The following is a 17,698-nucleotide window of genomic DNA, read 5'->3' on the forward strand; positions in this document are numbered from 1 at the left end:
CCGGCGCGCGCTTCTAGGTCAAGTCGTTATTACAAGCTTCGTTGTTATATTCCAAGTTCACCTTCGCGACCTTCTGCGGCGCTGAATGTCAGCTGCGGGAAGGCTGTGGACTTGTTATGAGGCCGCTGCGGCCAGCGTCCGCCGCAGGTCAGGGACCCAGCCGCGGTCGGCGGGCACCCAGTCGACGTCGGGCAGCTCGGCCGCCGTCACCCAACGCACCGCCCCGTGGTCACCCGCCCGCGGTTCGCCGCTGATCAGGTGCACGCGGTACGCCCGCAGCGTCATGCCGTCCAGCGCGACGTCGTCGCCCAGGCGGCCGCCCACCGCGACGTCGCCGACCGCCAGTCCCAGCTCCTCGGCCAACTCGCGGGCCAGCGCGTCGGGCTCGGTCTCCCCCGGAACGACCTTGCCGCCGGGCAGTTCCCAGCGGCCGGCCAGCTCCGGCGGCCGGACGCGCTGCGCCACCAGGACCGTGGCGCCGCGGATGATCGCGCCGGCGACGACGATCTGGGTCGGCATGGCCAGACGGTATACGGTCGGATCATGGCTGTGTTAACGGATGAGCAGGTGGACGCCGCACTGCCCGATCTCAACGGATGGGAGCGCGTCGACGGTGCGCTGCGCCGGTCGATCAAGTTCGACAGTTTCCTCGCCGGCATCGACGCGGTGCGCCGGGTGGGTGAGCACGCGGAGAGCAAGGACCATCACCCGGATATCGACATCCGTTGGCGGACGGTGACTTTCGCTCTGGTGACGCATTCCGCGGGGGGTATCACCGACAAAGACGTCGCCATGGCGCACGACATCGACGAGATCGTCGGCAGCTAGCCCTTGGAGCGGCCGGTGGCGGCGATCCAGGCCAAGGTGGCCACGGCCGCCACGATGTAGACCAGGCCTGCCCAGGCCAGATACCACGGCCGGCTGATCTGCCAGATGCTCGGCTGCGCGAAGAGCAGCAGCCAGGGCAGGCCGACGATGGTGAGCGCCAGCCAGCCCCACCCCACGATGCGCGCGCCGGCACGCTCGCGCAGTGGGCCGTGAATCGCCCAGATCATCAGCGGCACCAGCCACACCCAGTGGTGCGTCCAGGAAATCGGGGACAGCAGGAGCCCGAACAGCTCGACCACCAGCAGCCTGCCCAGCCGATCCGAGGTGTCCAGGGCCCGCCACGCCAGGACGGCCAGCACGGCGGTGACGGCGAGGGCGGCCAGCACCGGCGGGCCGAAACCGGCGTCGTAACCGAGGAGCCGGGAAATGCCGCCGCGCCATGATTGATTGATCGACGTGGCGATGGGCCCCACGCGGTGCGCGTCGCCCAGCAGTTTTGTGAAGTAGTAGCGGGTCTGGTCGCCGACGACCAGGGCGGACACGGCGATGGTGGCGAGGAAGGCCAGCGCGGAGAAGGCCGCCGCGGCCCACCGGCGCACGCCGACCAGGTAGACGCCGGCGATCGCCGGCGTCAGCTTGATGCCGGCCGCCACGCCGACGAGTAGGCCCGACAGCCACCACCGCGTCGTCAGGACCGCCCACAGCACCGCGATCATCAGCAACACGTTGACCTGCCCGTAGTCGAACGTGCTGCGCAGCGGCTCGATCCAGATGGTGACCGCCGTCCACGCCATGGCCAGGCGGCGGCCGTCGGCGCCGGCCGCAACGCCGATCAGGCGCTGACTGATCCGGATCGCGCCGTACAGGGCGGCGATCGTCGCGACCTGCCACAGGAAGGCGACCAGCCCGAACGGCAGCAGGCTCAGCGGATAGAAGACGACCGCCGCGAACGGCGGGTAGGTGAACGGCAGCGGGAAGTCCGGCGTCTGGTCGGCGTAGACGTAGCTGTAGAGGGTGCCGGGGTGGTCGATCGCGGCGGCACCGCCGAGGTAGACGTGCAGGTCGACGAAGTTCGCGCCGTGGGGCGACAGATAGGTCCAGCCGAGTCGCGCCGCGACGCTGGCGATCAGCAGCGCGGGTGCCGCCGCCCGAAGCAGACTCGCGTAGCGCCGGTGCGCGGGTGCCGCCGGGGCGGCCGAGGTGGTGTCTATCCGCCCGACTTTAGCGATGGGCGCGCGCCGGGCGGCGTGGGCGGACCTCACGCACCCTGAACGCCTGGTCGCCCGCCGTTCGGTCACCGCCGTCACTCGTATCAATAACGATCAAATAAATGCCACACGTGTCACTTGAGTCCCACCAGTATCAACGTAACTTCGGCGGCGGACCCGTTTTCCACAACCAGGGAGAGTCATGCCAACCATCTGGACTTACATGCGTGCCGCGGCCGTCGTCGTCGGTTCGTCCGCAGCCCTACTCACGGGCGGTATCGCCCACGCCGACCCCGTGCCGGCTCCACCCATTCCGAACATTCCGCAGCAGCTGATCAGTTCGGCGGCCAACGCGCCGCAGATCCTGCAGAACCTCGCCACCGCCCTCGGTGCGACGCCGCCGGCCGCGCCGGCCGCGCCCGGTATCACGTTCCCGGGAGTTCCGTCGGCGGCCGCAACGTCACCGGCGACGGCAGCCGTGCCCTCGATTCCCGGCCTGGCCCAGGCGCCGACGCCGTCGGCACCTTCCGCCCCGGCGGCGCAGGGTCTGCAGGGGTTGATCCCCGGCCTGACGCAACAGGCTCCCGCGGCGCCCGCCGCCCCCGCCACGTCGTCCATTCCCGGACTGCCGGCCATCCCGGGGCTGTCGACGCCGACCGCCCCCGCCACACCGCCGACCCCGCAGCTCCCGCAGGCCAAGGTCGACATGCCGGCGTTCCTGCCCAACCTGCCGGTCAACATGCCCGCGCAGATGACCCTGCCGCAGGACCTGCCGGCACTGGCCGGGGCCCCCGCCGCGCCGGCCGCACCCGCCGCGCCGGCCGCACCGGCAACCGGGGCCAACCCGGTGGCGCCGCTGCTCGCCGCCCTGCCCTGAGTAGTTAGCCAGACAGCAAAGCCAGCCACCACCTAATGACCGGAGGACGCACCGTGGCAACCACTTGGAATCTGTCCAAAGGATTGGCCGCTGTCGTCACGGCATCGGCTGCCGCGTTCGGGTTCTGCCCGAGCGCGGCAGCCGACCCGGCGGCACCGCAACCGAGCTCGACCCAAGAACTCCCGGGCCTGCCCGCACTGTCGCAGCTGAGCCCGATCATTCAGCAAGCGGCCAGCAATCCTGGGCAGGCGACACAGCTGCTCATGGCCGCAGCGCAAGCTTTCAGTCACAACCAGGGCGCCCCCACCGAGTCCCGGAACGTGGCCGCATCGGTGAACCAGTTCCTGGCCGAGCCCGGCGCGGCCCTGCCGGACGGCTCGCCCGTGCCGCACGTGCCGGCGGCGGGCGTCGAACCGGGCGCCCAGTCGCACCTGCCGACCGGCATCGACCCGGCACACGCCGCCGGTCCCGGACCGGTCGCGGCCCCGCCGGCCGCAGCCGTCGAACCGGGTACGCAGGCGCACCTGCCGAACGGCATCGACCCGGCACACGCCGCCGGTCCGGGACAGTCCGCGGCCCCGCCGGTGGCAGCGCCGCCGGCGTCCGCACCGACGACCGGCACCGTCGCCCCCGTCGCCGCGCCCGCACCGGTGCCCCCGGCGCCGGCCGAAGCCGCACCGGCCGCCATCCCGGCGCCGGCCGCCGCCCCGGCTCCCGCGCCCGCCGCCGCGCCGGCGGCGGCTCCGGGATTCGGCCCCGATGCTCCGCCCACCCAGGACTTCATGTATCCCTCGATCGGCACCAATTGCCTGGCGGACGGCACCAGCGCGATCGCCACCGCGCTGTCGGTGGCGGGACCGGCGAAGATCCCGACTCCCGGGCCGGGCCCCGGGCAGACCGCCTACGTGTTCACCGCCGTCGGCACCCCCGGACCCGCCGAGGTGCAGAAGCTGCCGTTGAACGTCACGTGGGTGAACCTGACGACGGGCAAGTCGGGGACGGTGGCGCTCAAGCCGCGCACCGACATCAACGGCGACGGCCCGACGACGCTGACCGCGATCGCCGACACCGGGTCGGGCAGCATCATGTCGACCATCTTCGGTCAGGTCACCACCAAGGAAAAGCAGTGCCAGTTCATGCCCACGATCGGCTCCACGGTGGTGCCGTAGTCCGGCACTGTTCCCTGCCCTGAGCGCGCGTGTTCCCCACCGGGAGCACGCGCGTTCCCGTCTGACGAACGGCTAGTACGCCATGAACAGGATCGCGTCGCGGTCGTACTCGAGGCCCGGATGATCGCTGGCGAGATGAGCCTGGGTCAGCTCAACCAGCTCGTCCTCATCCTTGCCGACGATGGCTTCCCCGCACGGACACGTCAGGTGTGTCTTCACGTTGCCGCCCTTCCCTTCTGGTCACCCAGCTACTTCGCCGCCTTGGCCGCTGCCTTCATCTGCTTCTTGTAGGACCGGACTTTGCCCATCGATTGGGCGTCGACGATGTCGGCGACGGAGATGTGCGTGCCGTCCTTGCCGAACTGCCCGGCCGCCGCGCGCCAGCCCTTCGGGGTGACGCCGTACTGCTTGCCCAGCAACGCCAGGAAGATCTGCGCCTTGACGTCGCCGAAACCGGGCAGCCCCTTGATGCGCCGCAGCAGCTCGGCGCCATCCGGGTCGCCGGCGGTCCACAGGCCGGCGGCGTCGCCGTCGTAGCGGTCCACGATGATCTGCGCCAGGGCCTGGATCCGCTTGGCCATCGATCCCGGAAAGCGATGTATCGCAGGCTTTTCCGAGCACAGGGCGGCGAACTTGTCGGGGTCGTACTCGGCGATTTCATGAGCGCCGAAGCCGCCCATGCGGTCCGCGATCTTCTTCGGTCCGGCGAAGGCCGTCTCGAAAGGCACCTGCTGGTCCAGAACCATCCCGATGAGCAGGGCCAACGGATCCTCGTCCAGCAGCGCGTCGGCCTCCGGGTCTTGAGCGAGCCAAAGTTTCACCGTCAACGACCAACCTTTCCGCTGAACAGCCTAAGACCGACGCCTCTGTGTTCGACAGACTACTCACCTGGTCGGCGACGACGACCGGCACATAACCACCGCGTTATCGTGACCTGGTGGTGGATGAGGCCCGATTGGCGCTGATGCTGGCCCGCGACGAACTGCATGCGCTCGTCACCGCGTATTGCCGCGCCGTCGACCGCGCCGACTATGCCGCGCTTCGCGACCTGTACCACCCCGAGGCGACCGACTCGCACGGCTCGTTCTCGACGGGCGGCGTCGACCAGTTCATCGCGCAGCTACGGGCCGCCGAACCCTATGTGCGTGTCTCCCAACACAACATCACCACGACGAACTTCGTGATCGAGGACGACACCGCCCGCGGCGAGATCTACTGCCTGGTGTTCCACACGTTCGCAGGTCCCGACCACGACGTGGACGTCATCATCGGCGGCCGATACCTGGACAGCTACGCCAGACACGACGGCCGCTGGAAGTTCCTCGAACGCACCATCGTGGCGGACTGGGCCTACCAGAACGACCCGTCGCAACTGAACTTCGGACACCCCAGCACCCGGGGAAGCCTGCGCGGCACGCCCGGCCAGGCCGACCCGTCCATCAGCCTGTTCACGCCGCCCCGGGCCTGAGCCGGGTCCACGCCGTAAGTCGTTGGCGTGCAACGCCTTACGGAGGGCTACCCGCTCTTGCGGCGGAATTCGCGGCGGCTCTCCACCGGGCCGTGCGCCCGTGACTGCTTGCCGCCACCGTTCTTGTGGTCGGTCGTGCCCGACGACTTGGCCATCTTGCGGTCGAGGGCCTCACGGAACTTGCGCTTGGTGTCGTCGTCCGATTCCGGCGCCTCGGAAGACTTGGGTTCAGCCATACCGGCAGCCTAGCCCGCGGTCGGGGGAATCGGGCGGCTAACGCACCCCGGGCGGCATGCCGTAGACGTGCGCGATCGGCAGCGTCAGCACCACCCGCCGATCGGTGACCATCGCCTGGCGGTATTCGTCCCAATCCGGGTGTTCGCCGGCGATGTTGCGGTACAAGGCAATCAACGCCTCGACGGTGTCGTCGCCGGGGGCGGCCGCGGGCGGCGTCAGGATCGCCGTGCCCTCGGCCACCGCATACGACCACCCGTCGTCGGCGTCGACCAGGATGGACGCCCGCGGATCGCGGCGCAGGTTGCGGGTCTTGGCCCGCGGCTCGGTGATCGACACCCGCACGGCCAGGTCCCGCGGGTCGAAGTGGTAGCTCACGTTCGACAGCTGGGGGCGCCCGTCGCGTTTGATGGTGGCCAGCACTCCCAGGGAGTTTCCACTGATCACGGCCAGTAGCTTGTCGTCGAACACTTGGCGTCCCATGTCGAAAGCCTACGTCGCGGGTCCAGCGACCGGTCCCGGATCGCGGCGGCGCGGACCGTCCTGGTGAAATCGGACCATGACCGAATACGCGGCGTTCCTGCGCGGCGTCAACGTCGGCGGCGTCAACCTCAAGATGGCCGAGGTGGCGCGCGCGTTGACCGGCGCGGGATTCACCAACGTGCGCACCATCCTGGCCAGCGGCAACGTCGTGCTGGAGTCACGCGCGGGTGCCGCGGCGGTGCGCAAGAAGACGGAAGCCACGCTGCGCGAGAAGTTCGGGTACGACGCGTGGGTGCTGGTGTACGACCTCGCAACGGTGCGGGCCGTGGTCGACGCCTACCCGTTCGAACCCGAGGTCGACGGCTACCAGTCCTACGTCACGTTCGTCGCCGACAAAGCGGTGCTCGACGAACTCGCCACGCTGGGCGAGGGCGCGGGCCCGCACGAGAGGATCGGCGTCGGCGCGGGCGTCATCTATTGGCAGGTACCCAAGGGCGGCACCCTGGACAGCACGATCGGCAAGACGATGGGCAAGCCGCGCTACAAGTCTTCGACCACGACGCGCAACCTGCGCACGCTCGCCAAGGTGTTGCGGTAAAGCTCGGCGCGCCAAGCGCGCTCAGTCGTCCGGCACGTTGGTCAGGTAGCGCATCGCGTCGGACTTGCTGAGCCCCAGCGCCCGCGCCACCTCGACGTACTCCTTGGCGGCGGCCGCCATCGCTGCGTCGGTCGGGTCGAAGCGGGAGATGAAAGTGCCGAAGCGCCCACGGGTTTCGACGATCGCCGCCGACTCGAGCTCCCGATAGGCGCGGGCCACGGTGTTCGCCGCGACGCCCAGCTGGCCGGCCAGGTCGCGCACCGTGGGGAGCCGGGACCCGGGCGGCAGCGCGCCGGCGCGAACGCCGTCGATGACCTGGGTCCTGAGCTGGTCGAACAGCGGCTTGCCCGCCTTCACGTCGACCTTCAGCAAATCCCGCAGCTCCACGTCTTCAGTATGTCCCAAGCACGGCTATCTTTGTGGGATGCGGGTAACGGTGCTGAGCGGCGCGGGGATCTCCGCGGAGAGCGGGGTGCCGACCTTCCGCGACGACAAAAACGGACTGTGGGCCCGGTTCGACCCCTACGAGCTGTCCAGCACCCAGGGGTGGCGCGACAATCCCGAGCGGGTCTGGGGTTGGTACCTGTGGCGTCACTATCTGGTGGCCGACGTCGCGCCCAACGTCGGGCACCGCGCCATCGCCGCCTGGCAGGACGGCGCCGAGGTCAGCGTCATCACCCAGAACGTCGACGACCTGCACGAGCGCGCCGGGAGCATGCCGGTGCACCACCTGCACGGCAGCCTGTTCGAATTCCGCTGCGACCGTTGCGGTATGCCCTACACCGGTGCGCTGCCCGAGATGCCCGAACCGATGCTCGAGGTCGAGCCGCCGGTCTGTCACTGCGGCGGTCTGATCCGGCCCGACATCGTGTGGTTCGGTGAGCCGTTGCCCGACGAGGCGTGGCAGAGCGCCGTCGAGGCGACCGAGGCCGCCGATGTGATGGTGGTGGTCGGCACCTCGGCGATCGTCTATCCGGCGGCCGGGCTGGCCGAGCTGGCGCTGTCGCGCGGCGCCGCCGTCATCGAGGTCAATCCCGAGGTCACCCCACTGTCCAGGAACGCCACGATCAGCATCCGCGAGACCGCCGGCCAGGCGTTGCCCGGGTTGCTGCAGCGACTGCCCGCCCTGCTGAGGTAGCCCGCGAGCTACGGCCTGCGGGCGCGGCCCAGCAGCAGTTCCGAAACCGGCATCGGTGCCCACGCCGGCAGCGTGAACTCGCGCCGGGAAACGTCGACCTCGAAGCCGGCCTCGACGATCGCGCGCTCGGTGTCGCGGTGGGTGTGGCAGTTGCCGAACAGTCGGGGCCACACCGTCGCGTCGGCGATCCGTTGCAGGCGGCCCCGCCCGCCGGCGCTCGCCACGTGCTCGAGGTAGCGCAGCTCCCCGCCCGGGCGCAGCAACGAATACAGGCGTCGCAGCACGCCGTCGGGGTCGCGCACCGAGCACAACACCAGCGAGCAGACCACGGCGTCGAACGGCTCGCCGCCGCTGAACCCCTCTGCGGTCTCGCCGGTCACGGTGACGCGGGCGGGCACCACGTCCGCCGCGGCGCGGGCCTGGGCCGCCAGCCGCGGCTCGGGCTCCATCGCCACCACCTCGTGGACCGCCTCGGGGTAGTGGGGAAAGTTCGTACCGATGCCCGCGCCGACTTCCAGCACCCGCCCCGACAACCCGGCCAGATTCTCCCGCCGCAGGGCCCGGATGGCCTCGGTTTCGTGGGTGGCCACGACGGGCCAGATGCGCGCGAAGAACGGGTTGTCCACCGCCGTTGTCATCAAGGTCAACCTTCCGATTCGGATGGGCCCCAGAATAGGGTGTTGCCGACGCGGTCGGCGCGTCAGCCGATGTTGGGTACGGGTTCCCCCAGCCGGACCCCGTCAAGCGGGATCGGCTCAGCGTATCCGTGGGTCCCACCCTCGCTGACGCCGAACCGATCGTGCAGCCAGGCCATCGGCTTGGGCGCCCACCAATTCCACCGGCCCATCACATGCATGAACGCCGGCACCACAACCATCCGCACCAGGGTGGCGTCGGCGAGCACGGCAAGCGTCAGGCCGAGGCCGAACATCCGCATGAAGGACACGTGGGCGGCGATGAGCGCGGCGAACGACATCGACATCACCAGCGCGGCCGCGGTGATCACCCGGCCGGTGCGGGCCACACCGAGCGCCACGCTCTCGTCGTTGGCGGCGTCGGCCGCCTTCGGGTGCGGTTTCGCCGGGCGAGCGGCCCCGGACGCCAGCCAGTACTCGCGGATGCGCGAGAGCAGGAACACCTCGTAGTCCATGGACAACCCGAAGGCGATGCAGAACAGCAGCACGGGCATGTTGGCGACCAGCGTCCCGCTCGGCGTCGTGCCGAGCGCGCCCAGGTGCCCGTCCTGGAAGATCCACACCAGCGCACCGAAGGCCGCGGTGAGCGACAGGATGTTGCAGGCCAGCGCCTTGGCCGGCAGCAGCACGCTGCCGGTGAGCAGGAACAGCAGCGCGAAGGTGATCGCGGCCATCAGCCCGAGGACCAGCGGGAGGCGGTCCGTCACCGCGTCGACGCTGTCGCGGTTGACCTGGGCGACGCCGCCCATCACGACGGATCGCCCGGCCGGCCCTGGCACCTCGTGCAATCGCTTGAGCTGGGCGTCGTTCGCGCCGGAGAACAGCGGCGCCGTGCTGCTGACGGTCAGGAAGGCGCTGCCGTCGGCCAGCCCGGTGGCGCCGGCCGGCGGCCCCGTCCGGTTCCCGCCGACGAACGTCCCGCCGGGCGCCGCCACCGCCGCCACGTCGGGCACCCGCGACAAGTCGGCGGCGTACCTGTCGAGGTCCGCCGGGCTCAGCCCGCGCGCGTCGGGGACGACCACCGGCACGGCCGTCGCGGGGTCGTGCGCGAAGTCGGTGCGCAACTGGTCCCCGACCTGGTGCGACGACGCCGACCGCGGCAACACCCGGTCGTCCGGGAAACCCCATTTGACGCCCATGAAGGGAAGGCCGAGCAGGAGCAACAGCGCCACGACGGTCAGGCCGATCGGGGCCCAGCGGCGCATCACCAGCTTGCTCGACCGGTACCAGAACAGTTGCTCGACGGGCTTGCGCGCCGGTTCCGGCCGGCGGAAGACCCGGCGGATGAGCCGGCGCACGTCCAGTGCGTCGAGCCGGGGGCCCAGCAGCACGATGGCGGCCGGGGTGATCACGATCGAGGCGGTCGCGACGAACGCGACGGTGGCCACGCCGGCGTAGGCGAACGACTTGAGGAAGTACATCGGAAACGCCACGGTCGCCGACATGGACAACGCCACGGTGACCGCGGAGAACAACACCGTGCGACCGGAGGTGGCCATGGTCCGGACCAGCGCCTCGTCTCGGTCGCCGCACTCGGCCAATTCGTCGCGGTACCGGCTCACGATCAGCAGGGTGTAGTCGATGGCCAGCGCCAGCCCCAGCGCGGTGCTCAGGTTGAGCGCGAAGATCGACACTTCGGTGGTGAAGGTGATCAGCCGCAACACCGTCATCGACCCGACGACGGCCAGCGCGCCCAGCGCCATCGGCAACGCCGCGGCCAAAAGGCCGCCGAACACCCAGATCAGGACCAGGAAGCTCAGCGGCAGCGCGATCATCTCCATCAACAGCAGGTCGGCCTGATTCTGGGTGTTGATCTGGGCGTACTGCATGGCAGCGCCGCCGGCGCGAACGGTGACGCCGTCGCGGTCGTGGATGAATTGGTCCGCGACGGTTTGGGCGTTGCTCTGCGCGTAGTTCTCGCCGCCCTTGAGGTTGACCACGACCAGACCCGACTTGCCGTCGCGGCTGACCAGGTCGGCGGCCGCCTGCGGGGGGACCGTCCACGGCGATGACACGTTGTACACCAGCGGTGACTTCTGCAACTGGTTGACGAGGTCGGTGCCCACGATGCGGGCCTGTGCGCCGTCGTTGCCGCCGGGAGCGGTCACCACGATCAGCATCTGCTGACCGCTCTGGCCGAACTTGTCGGTCAACACCTGAATCGCGTGGGCGGACTCCGAGTGGGGATCCTGGAAACCGCCCGGGGACAGGCTCTTGGCGACCGGGACACCGAAGATCGCGGCGGCGATGAAAATCAGGACGCCGATGGCGATGATGCGGCGGGGCGCCGCGATGGCCAGGCGAGCGATCCCCTGCAGCATTTCCCGAGCCCTTCCGCCGCCGGTGCTGATCGCGCTGGCTGCTGGCGTACCGGCGACAAACTAGCAAACGCTAGTTTTCACGCGTCAAACAGATTCCTCCCTAAGCACGCACGGCATGCGCCGCCCGGTTCAACGCGGCGTTTCAAACCGCGGACACAATAAGAGTCCGGCCAGAAAATTGGCCGGCAATTAAGCAGGTCACGGGGCTAAAGGGCGCGCTTGACGGCGCTCAACCTACCCGTCGGTAAATTGCCACCATTTTCCGAATCGTGACTCAAAGATTCCTTAATGGTGGCCCATACGCTCAGTGTCATGTGGATCGACGACACAAGTGCCGACGTCATCAAGGTTGACTTCGAAGCCCTCTACCACGGCGACGTGCTGGTGGAAGGGGAGACCTCGGAGCAGTTCGAAGAACTGCAAGCGGCGAGCTGACCATGAGTATGCTCGCGCGGCTGTTGATGGCCGAACCCGCCGTCAGTCGATGGTTCCGTCGCTAGACGTTCCTCCGTTACGAAAGCCCCCCGCTCATCGCGGGGGGCTTTCGTGTTCACCGAACTCAGCGGGGCGCCATGCGGATGGCGCCATCCAGGCGGATGACCTCGCCGTTGAGCATCGGGTTCTCGATGATGTGCACCGCGAGCGCCCCGTACTCGTCGGGGTCACCGAGCCGGGCCGGGTGCGGGACCTGCTTGCCCAGCGACTTCTGCGCCTCCTCGGGCAGCGAACCCAGCAGCGGGGTCTTGAACAGCCCGGGCGCGATGGTCACCACGCGGATGAGCTCGCGCGACAGGTCGCGTGCGATCGGCAGCGTCATGCCGACCACACCGCCCTTGGACGCCGAGTAGGCGGCCTGGCCGATCTGGCCCTCGAACGCGGCGACCGAGGCGGTGTTGATGATGACGCCGCGCTCCTCGCCGATGGGTTCCGTCTTGGCGATGCGCTCGGCGGCCAGCCGCAGCACGTTGAACGTGCCGATCAGGTTGACCCCGACGACCTTCTTGAACGCGTCCAGCGGGAACGGGCCGTCTTTGGACAGCGTCTTGATGGCGTTGCCGATGCCCGCGCAGTTGACGTTGATGCGCAGCGGGCCCATCGACTCGGCGGTGTCCAGCGCCTTGCCGACGGCGGCCTCGTCGGTGACGTCGGCCTGCACGAATCGGGCGCGTTCGCCCAGCTCCTGGACCGCCTCTTCGCCCCGCAGGTCGATCACCACCACCTGCGCACCGGCGTCCAGCAGCCGCTTGGTGGTGGCCAGGCCCAGCCCTGAGGCGCCCCCGGTGACGACGGCAACGGCGTCTTTGATCTTCATCCAAATCCTTCCTTGCGAATCCCTCGCGAACCCCTTGCGAGTCCAGCCAACCAGTTGGTTGGCGACTATACCCAGTCGGTCAGCACGGCCTCGACGTCGGCCAGCGGCGCGGCCGGCGGTCGGGGGACGTCGGGCGTGGTGCGGGAGAACCGCGGCGCCGGCAGCGGCTGCAGCCCACCGTCCACGTCGTAGAAGGTGTTCCGCTCGGTGATGTGCGGCTCGGTGTGCACCTCGCCGAACGCCAGCACCGGCGTCACGCAGGCGTCGGAGTCGGCGAACACCTTCGCCCAGTGGTCGCGGTCGTGAGCGGCGAAGGCTGCCGTCAGCGCCCCGCGCAACTCGGGCCAGCGGGTCACGTCGTTCTGCGCCGGCAGGCTGGCGGCGTCCAGACCCAGCCCGGCGAGCATGGCCGCGTAGAACTGCGGCTCGATGGCGCCGACGGCGACATAGCGCCCGTCGGCGCACTCGTAGGTGTCGTAGTAGGGCGCGCCGCCGTCGAGCATGTTGGTGCCGCGCACGTCCGACCACATGCCCAGCCCCCGCATCGCCCACATCATCTGGATCAGCACGCTGGAGCCGTCGACCATGGCGGCGTCGATCACCTGCCCCTTGCCGGAGTTCTGCCGCTCCCACAGCGCGGACAGGATTCCGACCAGTAAGAACATCGAGCCGCCGCCGAAATCGCCGACCAGGTTCAGCGGCGGCACCGGCCGCTCGTCGGCGCGCCCGATGGCGTGCAGGATGCCGTTGAGCGAGATGTAGTTGATGTCGTGCCCGGCCTGCTGACTGCGCGGGCCGGTCTGTCCCCAGCCGGTCATGCGGGCGTAGATCAGCCGCTCGTTGACCTCGGCGCACTGCTCGGGCCCGAGGCCGAGCCGCTCGGTGACGCCGGGACGGAATCCCTCGATCAACACGTCGGCCTTGGCGACCAGCCGAAGCACGACGGCTCGCCCTTCGTCGGACTTGAGGTCGACGGTCAGGACGCGCCGGTTGCGCAGCATGGCGTCCTTCGCCACACCGCCGGGACCGCTGGACGGCCGGTCGATGCGCACCACGTCGGCTCCCAGATCCCCCAGGATCATCGCCGCGTGCGGACCCGGCCCGATGCCGGCCAATTCGACGACCCGAAGTCCCTTCAGCGGTCCAGCCACGACCCACCGACCTTTCGTCTGCTCTGACGCCCGTTGTTGTTGGCATCTTCGCAGCCGCCCGCAGCGGGCGCGCAGCCCGGTCACTTAGGGTGAGCCCATGCCGCAATCCGCGATCGACGCCCTCACCCCCGTCGCAGGCCTTTCCGTCACGCTGTCCGACGGCGTGTTGGCGGTGACCATCGACCGTCCCGACAGCCTCAATTCGCTGACCGTGCCGGTGATTACCGGCATCGCCGACGTGATGGAACGCGCCGCGACCGACCCGGAGGTGAAGCTGGTGCGCCTCGGCGGCGCGGGCCGCGGCTTCTGCTCCGGCGCGGGGATCAGCGCCGACGACGTATCCGAGACCGGGCTCTCGCCGGACGAGATCGTCCTGGAGATCAACCGGCTGATCCGGGCGATCGCCGCCGTGCCGCACCCGGTGGTCGCCGTGGTGCAGGGACCGGCGGCCGGCGTCGGCGTCTCCCTGGCGTTGGCGTGCGACATCGTATTGGCTTCGGAGAGCGCCTTTTTCATGCTCGCCTTCACCAAGATCGGCCTGATGCCCGACGGCGGTGCGTCCGCTCTGATCGCCGCCGCCGTCGGCCGCATCCGCGCGATGCACATGGCGTTGCTGCCCGACCGCCTCCCGGCCGCCGAGGCGCTGTCCTGGGGTCTGGTCAGCGCCGTCTACCCCGCCGACGCATTCGAGGCCGAGGTCGACAAGGTGATCACCCGGCTGCTGGCGGGCCCCGTGGCCGCGTTCGGCAAGACCAAGCTCGCGATCAACGCGGCCACGCTCCCCCAGCTGGATCCGGCGCTGCGGCGTGAATACGACGGCCAGGCCGTCCTGCTGCGGTCCCACGACTTCGTCGAGGGCACAAAGGCTTTCCAGCAGCGCCGCGCGCCCGAGTTCACCGATCGCTGACCTGTGGCGCTTACCGGTGGCCCACACCGGTAATCCTCCCCCGCGTCGGGTCCGAATAATTGGAAGACGACGAACGGAGAAGCCATGGCTGGACAGGTTCGCTGTCTCGTGACGGGGGCGACCGGCTACATCGGCGCCCGGCTGGTGCCGCGACTGCTGGACGAAGGCCACGTGGTGCGCGCCCTGGCGCGCAACCCGGCCAAGCTGGCGGACGTGCCGTGGCGGCAGCAGGCGGAGGTCGCGCGCGGCGACCTGGGTGACGTCGATTCCCTCATCGCGGCCTTCGACGGGATCGATGTCGTCTACTACCTGGTTCATTCGATGGGCACGGCGAAGGATTTCGCCGACGAGGAGATGCGCGCGGTCCGCAACGTCGTGACCGCGGCCCGCCGCACCGGGGTGCGGCGCGTCGTGTATCTGAGCGGGCTGCATCCCGAGGGCCGCAAGCTCTCGCCGCACCTCGAGTCGCGGGCGGCCGTCGGCGACGCGCTCATCGCGTCGGGCATCGAAACGATCGTGCTGCAGGCGGGCGTCGTCGTCGGTTCGGGGTCGGCGTCGTTCGAGATGATCCGGCACCTCACCGACCGGTTGCCGGTGATGACCACCCCGAAATGGGTGCACAACAAGATTCAGCCGATCGCGGTGCGCGACGTGCTGTACTACCTGGTCGACGCGGCCACGGCGGCGGTGCCAGAAAAGGACAAGTCGCGCACCTGGGACATCGGCGGACCCGACGTGCTGGAATACGGCGACATGATGCGGGTGTACGCCGACGTCGCGGGCCTGGGCAAGCGCTATCTGATCGTGCTGCCGTTCTTGACACCCACGATCGCCAGCCTCTGGGTCGGCACCGTGACGCCGATCCCGCCCGGTCTGGCGCGCCCGCTGATCGAGTCGCTGGAGTGCGACGCGGTGATGCGCGACCACGAGGTCGACAGCATCATCGAGCCCCCGCCCGCCGGGCTGACCGGCTACCGCCGCGCCGTCGAGTTGGCGCTCGACCGCGCGGCGCACGGCGTCCCGGAGCCCTCCTGGTCATCGTTGCGGTCAGACCCCGCCGAGGCGCTGCCCACAGACCCGGAGTGGGCGGGCGAGATCGTCTACGCCGACGTGCGCACCGAGGACGTCACCGCCGCGCCCGCCGACGTCTGGGCGGCGGCGGAGGACGCCGTGAACGCACGGGCTGGCGGCTGGAAGGTCGAGGAGCGCGAGGCGGGAGCCCTGTTGCGGCTGCGCTCGCCCAGGCGAGCGCCGGGACGGGAATGGCTCGAGATCGCGGTCACGCCGCACGACGGCGGCGGCAGTCGCTACACCCAGCGGTCCATCTTTCTGCCGAGGGGCATCCCGGGGCGGGTGTACTGGTTCTTCGTGCGGCCGTTCCACACCGCCGCGATGCGTGCGCTGGCCCGCGAGGTGGTCGATTCGGCCCGATAACGGCGTCAGACGCCGAACATCGGGGGCAGCGCAAGCACCATGATCAGCCCCCACACCAAGTGGGTGAGCATCGGCGCCAGGACACCGCCGGTTGCCCGGCGTTCGAACGCGCACACCGTCCCCAGGATGACCGCGGCGAAACCGAGCATGGGGTTACCGCTGGCCAGCGTCGCGCAGGCGTAGAGGACGGTCGAAATCATGACGGGGTGATAGCGGCCCAGGGCGGTGTAGAGCGCGCCGCGGAAGAACACTTCCTCGGCGACGCCGTTGACGAGCGTGATCGCCACGATCACCGGATACCAGCCGTGGTGGGCGTATTCCAGCACCCGGGTTATCCACTCCGCCACCGGCGTGATCTCCCGGGCGATCAGCCCGCCGATCACGAAGACCCCACCGAGCAGGAGACCGATTGTCGTCCCGGTGATGACCGGCCGTTGATTGCGGCCGCGCCAGCAGATCCCGCCCAGGTGCAGCGGGCCGGAGACCAACCCGCCGGCGACCCACACGCCCGCCAGCGCCAGGGTCAGCCAGTAGAAGCTCGACTCTCCCGGGTGGCGCCGCAGCGAGAACCCCAGCACCGCCGCGCCGACCAACAGCGTCAGCGTCACGATGACGCGCCGGCGCCGCACGACGGCCGGCGATTCGTGATGGGGCACAGCGACATTGGTGAGCGCGCGCCACCACTCGGACAGCGTGCCGGAGTGGGACCGAGCGGTTGACTGGCTCATGCGGGGTGCACCTTCGGGGTCAGGGCGATCAGGAGGTCAAGGCCGGTGCGAAGCGCGCCGGCGAGCGGACCGGGCACCATGCTCACCAGCCCCAGAACCGGCCGCGCGATGGGCGGGGTGACCCGGCGCGCGACGCGGCGGATGCGCCGCGCGTCTCCGCCGGCCCACGCGGGATCGGTGTCGGCGAGGTGGTGGGGATCGGCCAGCGCGTTGACCGGGGACGGGCGATTCGAGTGATCGGCCAAGGCTAGGGCAATGGCGTCGCCCACGCCGAGCAACCCACCGGGCGGGTCGGGCACCCGATCGCGAAGGTCGCCCTTCGCCGCCACCATCGGATGGTCCAGCGATTCGACCAGGTCCCCCGCCAGGCCCGGCGGCACCGGCAGGGCGACGCCGGTGATCAGCGACGCCAGCCCCGTGGCGACCCTGCCGACCGGCACCCCCGCGTGCCACCTGCCGGAGATGCGCGTGTACGTCTCGAGCAGCTCCCGGTAGGTCGTGGTGTCTGGACCACAGATGTCATACGCCCCGGCCGGCACCCGGCCGGGGTCGGCGGCGGCGACGAGGTAGTGCAGGACATCGCGGATCGAGATCGGGTCGATCGGGTTGTCCATCCAGCTCGGTATGGGCATGAGCGGGAAACGGTCGCCGACGTAGCGCATCATCTCGAACGAGGTCGAGCCGGCCCCGATGATCATCGCCGCGCCCAGCCACACCAGCTCCGGGCCGTTTTGGACCGTCAGGGCCGCGGCGACCTCGGCCCGGCTCGTCAGGTGCTCGGACAGCACCTCGCCGGCGGGCACGAACCCGCCCAGGTAGACGATCCGGCGCACACCGGCGGCCCGGGCCGCCGCGGCCAGGTTCGCAGCCGCGGCCTTGTCGGCGTCGCGGAAGCCGGGCTGACCGATGGCGTGCACCAGGTAATACACCACGTCGACGGGCCCGGAGGCGGCGAAGGCGGCCCGGGTCGAGGCGGGATCCCCGGCATCGAGGGCAACCGGAGTGACGTCGTCGAACCACCCGAACCGCCTGAGGCGCGCGGGCTCTCGGGTGGCGGCCACGATGTGGTGCCGGTCCGCCAGCAGCGCGGTGACCAGCCGCGATCCGACATATCCGGTGGCACCGGTGACGAGGACCCGCATACCTT

At 69.9% G+C, this 17,698-nt stretch carries 22 protein-coding genes; 9 read left to right on the forward strand and 13 right to left on the reverse strand.

All coding sequences use genetic code 11. The features are described from left to right. Positions 1 to 114 precede the first annotated feature (114 nt). Entirely contained in the window at positions 115 to 519 is a 405-nt protein-coding gene (locus tag G6N37_RS13020; RefSeq protein WP_163680899.1) for a (deoxy)nucleoside triphosphate pyrophosphohydrolase, read from the reverse strand. A gap of 24 nt (positions 520 to 543) precedes the next feature. Between G6N37_RS13020 and G6N37_RS13025 the strand changes: the two genes are divergently transcribed. Further along, entirely contained in the window at positions 544 to 828 is a 285-nt protein-coding gene (locus G6N37_RS13025) for a 4a-hydroxytetrahydrobiopterin dehydratase (RefSeq protein WP_163680901.1), read from the forward strand. Here the strand turns inward: G6N37_RS13025 and G6N37_RS13030 are convergent. After that, positions 825 to 2,090: a mannosyltransferase gene (locus tag G6N37_RS13030; protein WP_163680903.1), complete on the reverse strand. Its 1,266-nt coding sequence runs from the start codon at positions 2,088 to 2,090 to the stop codon at positions 825 to 827. The two genes, G6N37_RS13025 and G6N37_RS13030, sit on opposite strands and share 4 nt — an antisense overlap. A gap of 148 nt (positions 2,091 to 2,238) precedes the next feature. Between G6N37_RS13030 and G6N37_RS13035 the strand changes: the two genes are divergently transcribed. Both G6N37_RS13035 and G6N37_RS13040 read left to right on the forward strand, forming a co-directional pair. After that, a complete protein-coding gene (locus G6N37_RS13035; RefSeq protein WP_083172125.1) occupies positions 2,239 to 2,913 on the forward strand; it encodes a hypothetical protein in 675 nt (224 codons plus the stop codon). Positions 2,914 to 2,948: 35 nt separating this feature from the next. Then, positions 2,949 to 4,082 carry an Rv1157c family protein gene (locus tag G6N37_RS13040; RefSeq protein ID WP_163680904.1) on the forward strand — a complete coding sequence of 378 codons (1,134 nt, stop codon included), beginning with the start codon at positions 2,949 to 2,951 and terminating at the stop codon, positions 4,080 to 4,082. Positions 4,083 to 4,154: 72 nt separating this feature from the next. Here the strand turns inward: G6N37_RS13040 and G6N37_RS13045 are convergent, their stop codons facing one another. Both G6N37_RS13045 and G6N37_RS13050 read right to left on the reverse strand, forming a co-directional pair. Then, on the reverse strand, positions 4,155 to 4,301 hold the full coding sequence (locus G6N37_RS13045) for a DUF1059 domain-containing protein (protein WP_067277197.1): 147 nt from the start codon (positions 4,299 to 4,301) through the stop codon (positions 4,155 to 4,157). Positions 4,302 to 4,330: 29 nt separating this feature from the next. Then, complete coding sequence (locus G6N37_RS13050) at positions 4,331 to 4,903, reverse strand: HhH-GPD-type base excision DNA repair protein (protein ID WP_163684998.1); 573 nt, start codon at positions 4,901 to 4,903, stop codon at positions 4,331 to 4,333. Positions 4,904 to 5,016: 113 nt separating this feature from the next. Between G6N37_RS13050 and G6N37_RS13055 the strand changes: the two genes are divergently transcribed. Next, complete coding sequence (locus G6N37_RS13055; RefSeq protein WP_163685000.1) at positions 5,017 to 5,550, forward strand: nuclear transport factor 2 family protein; 534 nt, start codon at positions 5,017 to 5,019, stop codon at positions 5,548 to 5,550. A gap of 47 nt (positions 5,551 to 5,597) precedes the next feature. Here G6N37_RS13055 and G6N37_RS13060 read toward each other — a convergent pair whose 3' ends face one another. Then, positions 5,598 to 5,786, reverse strand: a complete 189-nt coding sequence (locus tag G6N37_RS13060; protein ID WP_163680906.1) for a DUF5302 domain-containing protein — start codon at positions 5,784 to 5,786, stop codon at positions 5,598 to 5,600. Positions 5,787 to 5,823: 37 nt separating this feature from the next. Further along, positions 5,824 to 6,267, reverse strand: coding sequence for a PPOX class F420-dependent oxidoreductase (locus G6N37_RS13065; protein WP_163680908.1), 444 nt, complete (start codon positions 6,265 to 6,267; stop codon positions 5,824 to 5,826). 76 nt (positions 6,268 to 6,343) lie between these two features. On the opposite strand from G6N37_RS13065, the gene G6N37_RS13070 reads away from it, so the two are divergent. Then, positions 6,344 to 6,865: a DUF1697 domain-containing protein gene (locus tag G6N37_RS13070; RefSeq protein ID WP_163680910.1), complete on the forward strand. Its 522-nt coding sequence runs from the start codon at positions 6,344 to 6,346 to the stop codon at positions 6,863 to 6,865. A gap of 21 nt (positions 6,866 to 6,886) precedes the next feature. On the opposite strand, the gene G6N37_RS13075 is transcribed toward G6N37_RS13070, so the two are convergent. After that, a complete protein-coding gene (locus G6N37_RS13075) occupies positions 6,887 to 7,252 on the reverse strand; it encodes a GntR family transcriptional regulator (protein WP_163680912.1) in 366 nt (121 codons plus the stop codon). A 37-nt stretch (positions 7,253 to 7,289) separates the two neighbouring features. Here G6N37_RS13075 and G6N37_RS13080 point away from each other — a divergent pair, with 37 nt between their 5' ends. Continuing rightward, complete coding sequence (locus G6N37_RS13080) at positions 7,290 to 8,003, forward strand: NAD-dependent deacylase (RefSeq protein ID WP_163680914.1); 714 nt, start codon at positions 7,290 to 7,292, stop codon at positions 8,001 to 8,003. Between the two features lie 8 nt (positions 8,004 to 8,011). Here G6N37_RS13080 and G6N37_RS13085 read toward each other — a convergent pair whose 3' ends face one another. Then, positions 8,012 to 8,641, reverse strand: coding sequence for a class I SAM-dependent methyltransferase (locus G6N37_RS13085; protein WP_163680916.1), 630 nt, complete (start codon positions 8,639 to 8,641; stop codon positions 8,012 to 8,014). Between the two features lie 62 nt (positions 8,642 to 8,703). Further along, positions 8,704 to 11,019 (reverse strand): MMPL family transporter, encoded by a 2,316-nt coding sequence (locus G6N37_RS13090; protein ID WP_163680918.1) that lies wholly within the window; start codon positions 11,017 to 11,019, stop codon positions 8,704 to 8,706. Between the two features lie 312 nt (positions 11,020 to 11,331). Between G6N37_RS13090 and G6N37_RS26455 the strand changes: the two genes are divergently transcribed. Next, positions 11,332 to 11,454 (forward strand): hypothetical protein, encoded by a 123-nt coding sequence (locus tag G6N37_RS26455; RefSeq protein WP_085981634.1) that lies wholly within the window; start codon positions 11,332 to 11,334, stop codon positions 11,452 to 11,454. Between the two features lie 124 nt (positions 11,455 to 11,578). Here the strand turns inward: G6N37_RS26455 and G6N37_RS13095 are convergent, their stop codons facing one another. After that, positions 11,579 to 12,331, reverse strand: a complete 753-nt coding sequence (locus G6N37_RS13095; RefSeq protein WP_068053923.1) for a 3-hydroxyacyl-CoA dehydrogenase — start codon at positions 12,329 to 12,331, stop codon at positions 11,579 to 11,581. A 65-nt stretch (positions 12,332 to 12,396) separates the two neighbouring features. Beyond that, entirely contained in the window at positions 12,397 to 13,482 is a 1,086-nt protein-coding gene (locus G6N37_RS13100) for a CaiB/BaiF CoA transferase family protein (protein ID WP_163680921.1), read from the reverse strand. Positions 13,483 to 13,579: 97 nt separating this feature from the next. Between G6N37_RS13100 and G6N37_RS13105 the strand changes: the two genes are divergently transcribed. Both G6N37_RS13105 and G6N37_RS13110 read left to right on the forward strand, forming a co-directional pair. Then, a complete protein-coding gene (locus tag G6N37_RS13105; protein WP_163680923.1) occupies positions 13,580 to 14,389 on the forward strand; it encodes an enoyl-CoA hydratase in 810 nt (269 codons plus the stop codon). An 84-nt stretch (positions 14,390 to 14,473) separates the two neighbouring features. Then, a complete protein-coding gene (locus G6N37_RS13110) occupies positions 14,474 to 15,823 on the forward strand; it encodes a DUF2867 domain-containing protein (protein ID WP_163680925.1) in 1,350 nt (449 codons plus the stop codon). 5 nt (positions 15,824 to 15,828) lie between these two features. On the opposite strand, the gene G6N37_RS13115 is transcribed toward G6N37_RS13110, so the two are convergent. After that, positions 15,829 to 16,551 (reverse strand): CPBP family intramembrane glutamic endopeptidase, encoded by a 723-nt coding sequence (locus G6N37_RS13115; protein WP_163680926.1) that lies wholly within the window; start codon positions 16,549 to 16,551, stop codon positions 15,829 to 15,831. Beyond that, entirely contained in the window at positions 16,548 to 17,693 is a 1,146-nt protein-coding gene (locus tag G6N37_RS13120; RefSeq protein WP_163680928.1) for an NAD(P)H-binding protein, read from the reverse strand. Before G6N37_RS13120 ends, G6N37_RS13115 begins: the two co-directional genes overlap by 4 nt. Positions 17,694 to 17,698 lie beyond the last annotated feature (5 nt).

Origin of the sequence: Mycobacterium seoulense (genome assembly GCF_010731595.1) — a bacterium.
Taxonomy (GTDB): Bacteria; Actinomycetota; Actinomycetes; order Mycobacteriales; family Mycobacteriaceae; genus Mycobacterium; species Mycobacterium seoulense.

Bases quoted from the DNA above. Each gene is read 5' to 3' on its own strand.
- G6N37_RS13040 (WP_163680904.1), top strand. From the start codon at position 2,949: ATGACCGGAGGACGCACCGTGGCAACCACTTGGAATCTGTCCAAAGGA.
- G6N37_RS13020 (WP_163680899.1), bottom strand. From the start codon at position 519: ATGCCGACCCAGATCGTCGTCGCCGGCGCGATCATCCGCGGCGCCACG.
- G6N37_RS13080 (WP_163680914.1), top strand. From the start codon at position 7,290: ATGCGGGTAACGGTGCTGAGCGGCGCGGGGATCTCCGCGGAGAGCGGG.
- G6N37_RS13035 (WP_083172125.1), top strand. From the start codon at position 2,239: ATGCCAACCATCTGGACTTACATGCGTGCCGCGGCCGTCGTCGTCGGT.
- G6N37_RS13025 (WP_163680901.1), top strand. From the start codon at position 544: ATGGCTGTGTTAACGGATGAGCAGGTGGACGCCGCACTGCCCGATCTC.
- G6N37_RS13070 (WP_163680910.1), top strand. From the start codon at position 6,344: ATGACCGAATACGCGGCGTTCCTGCGCGGCGTCAACGTCGGCGGCGTC.
- G6N37_RS26455 (WP_085981634.1), top strand. From the start codon at position 11,332: ATGTGGATCGACGACACAAGTGCCGACGTCATCAAGGTTGACTTCGAA.
- G6N37_RS13110 (WP_163680925.1), top strand. From the start codon at position 14,474: ATGGCTGGACAGGTTCGCTGTCTCGTGACGGGGGCGACCGGCTACATC.
- G6N37_RS13065 (WP_163680908.1), bottom strand. From the start codon at position 6,267: ATGGGACGCCAAGTGTTCGACGACAAGCTACTGGCCGTGATCAGTGGA.
- G6N37_RS13095 (WP_068053923.1), bottom strand. From the start codon at position 12,331: ATGAAGATCAAAGACGCCGTTGCCGTCGTCACCGGGGGCGCCTCAGGG.
- G6N37_RS13115 (WP_163680926.1), bottom strand. From the start codon at position 16,551: ATGAGCCAGTCAACCGCTCGGTCCCACTCCGGCACGCTGTCCGAGTGG.
- G6N37_RS13060 (WP_163680906.1), bottom strand. From the start codon at position 5,786: ATGGCTGAACCCAAGTCTTCCGAGGCGCCGGAATCGGACGACGACACC.
- G6N37_RS13090 (WP_163680918.1), bottom strand. From the start codon at position 11,019: ATGCTGCAGGGGATCGCTCGCCTGGCCATCGCGGCGCCCCGCCGCATC.
- G6N37_RS13105 (WP_163680923.1), top strand. From the start codon at position 13,580: ATGCCGCAATCCGCGATCGACGCCCTCACCCCCGTCGCAGGCCTTTCC.
- G6N37_RS13085 (WP_163680916.1), bottom strand. From the start codon at position 8,641: ATGACAACGGCGGTGGACAACCCGTTCTTCGCGCGCATCTGGCCCGTC.
- G6N37_RS13120 (WP_163680928.1), bottom strand. From the start codon at position 17,693: ATGCGGGTCCTCGTCACCGGTGCCACCGGATATGTCGGATCGCGGCTG.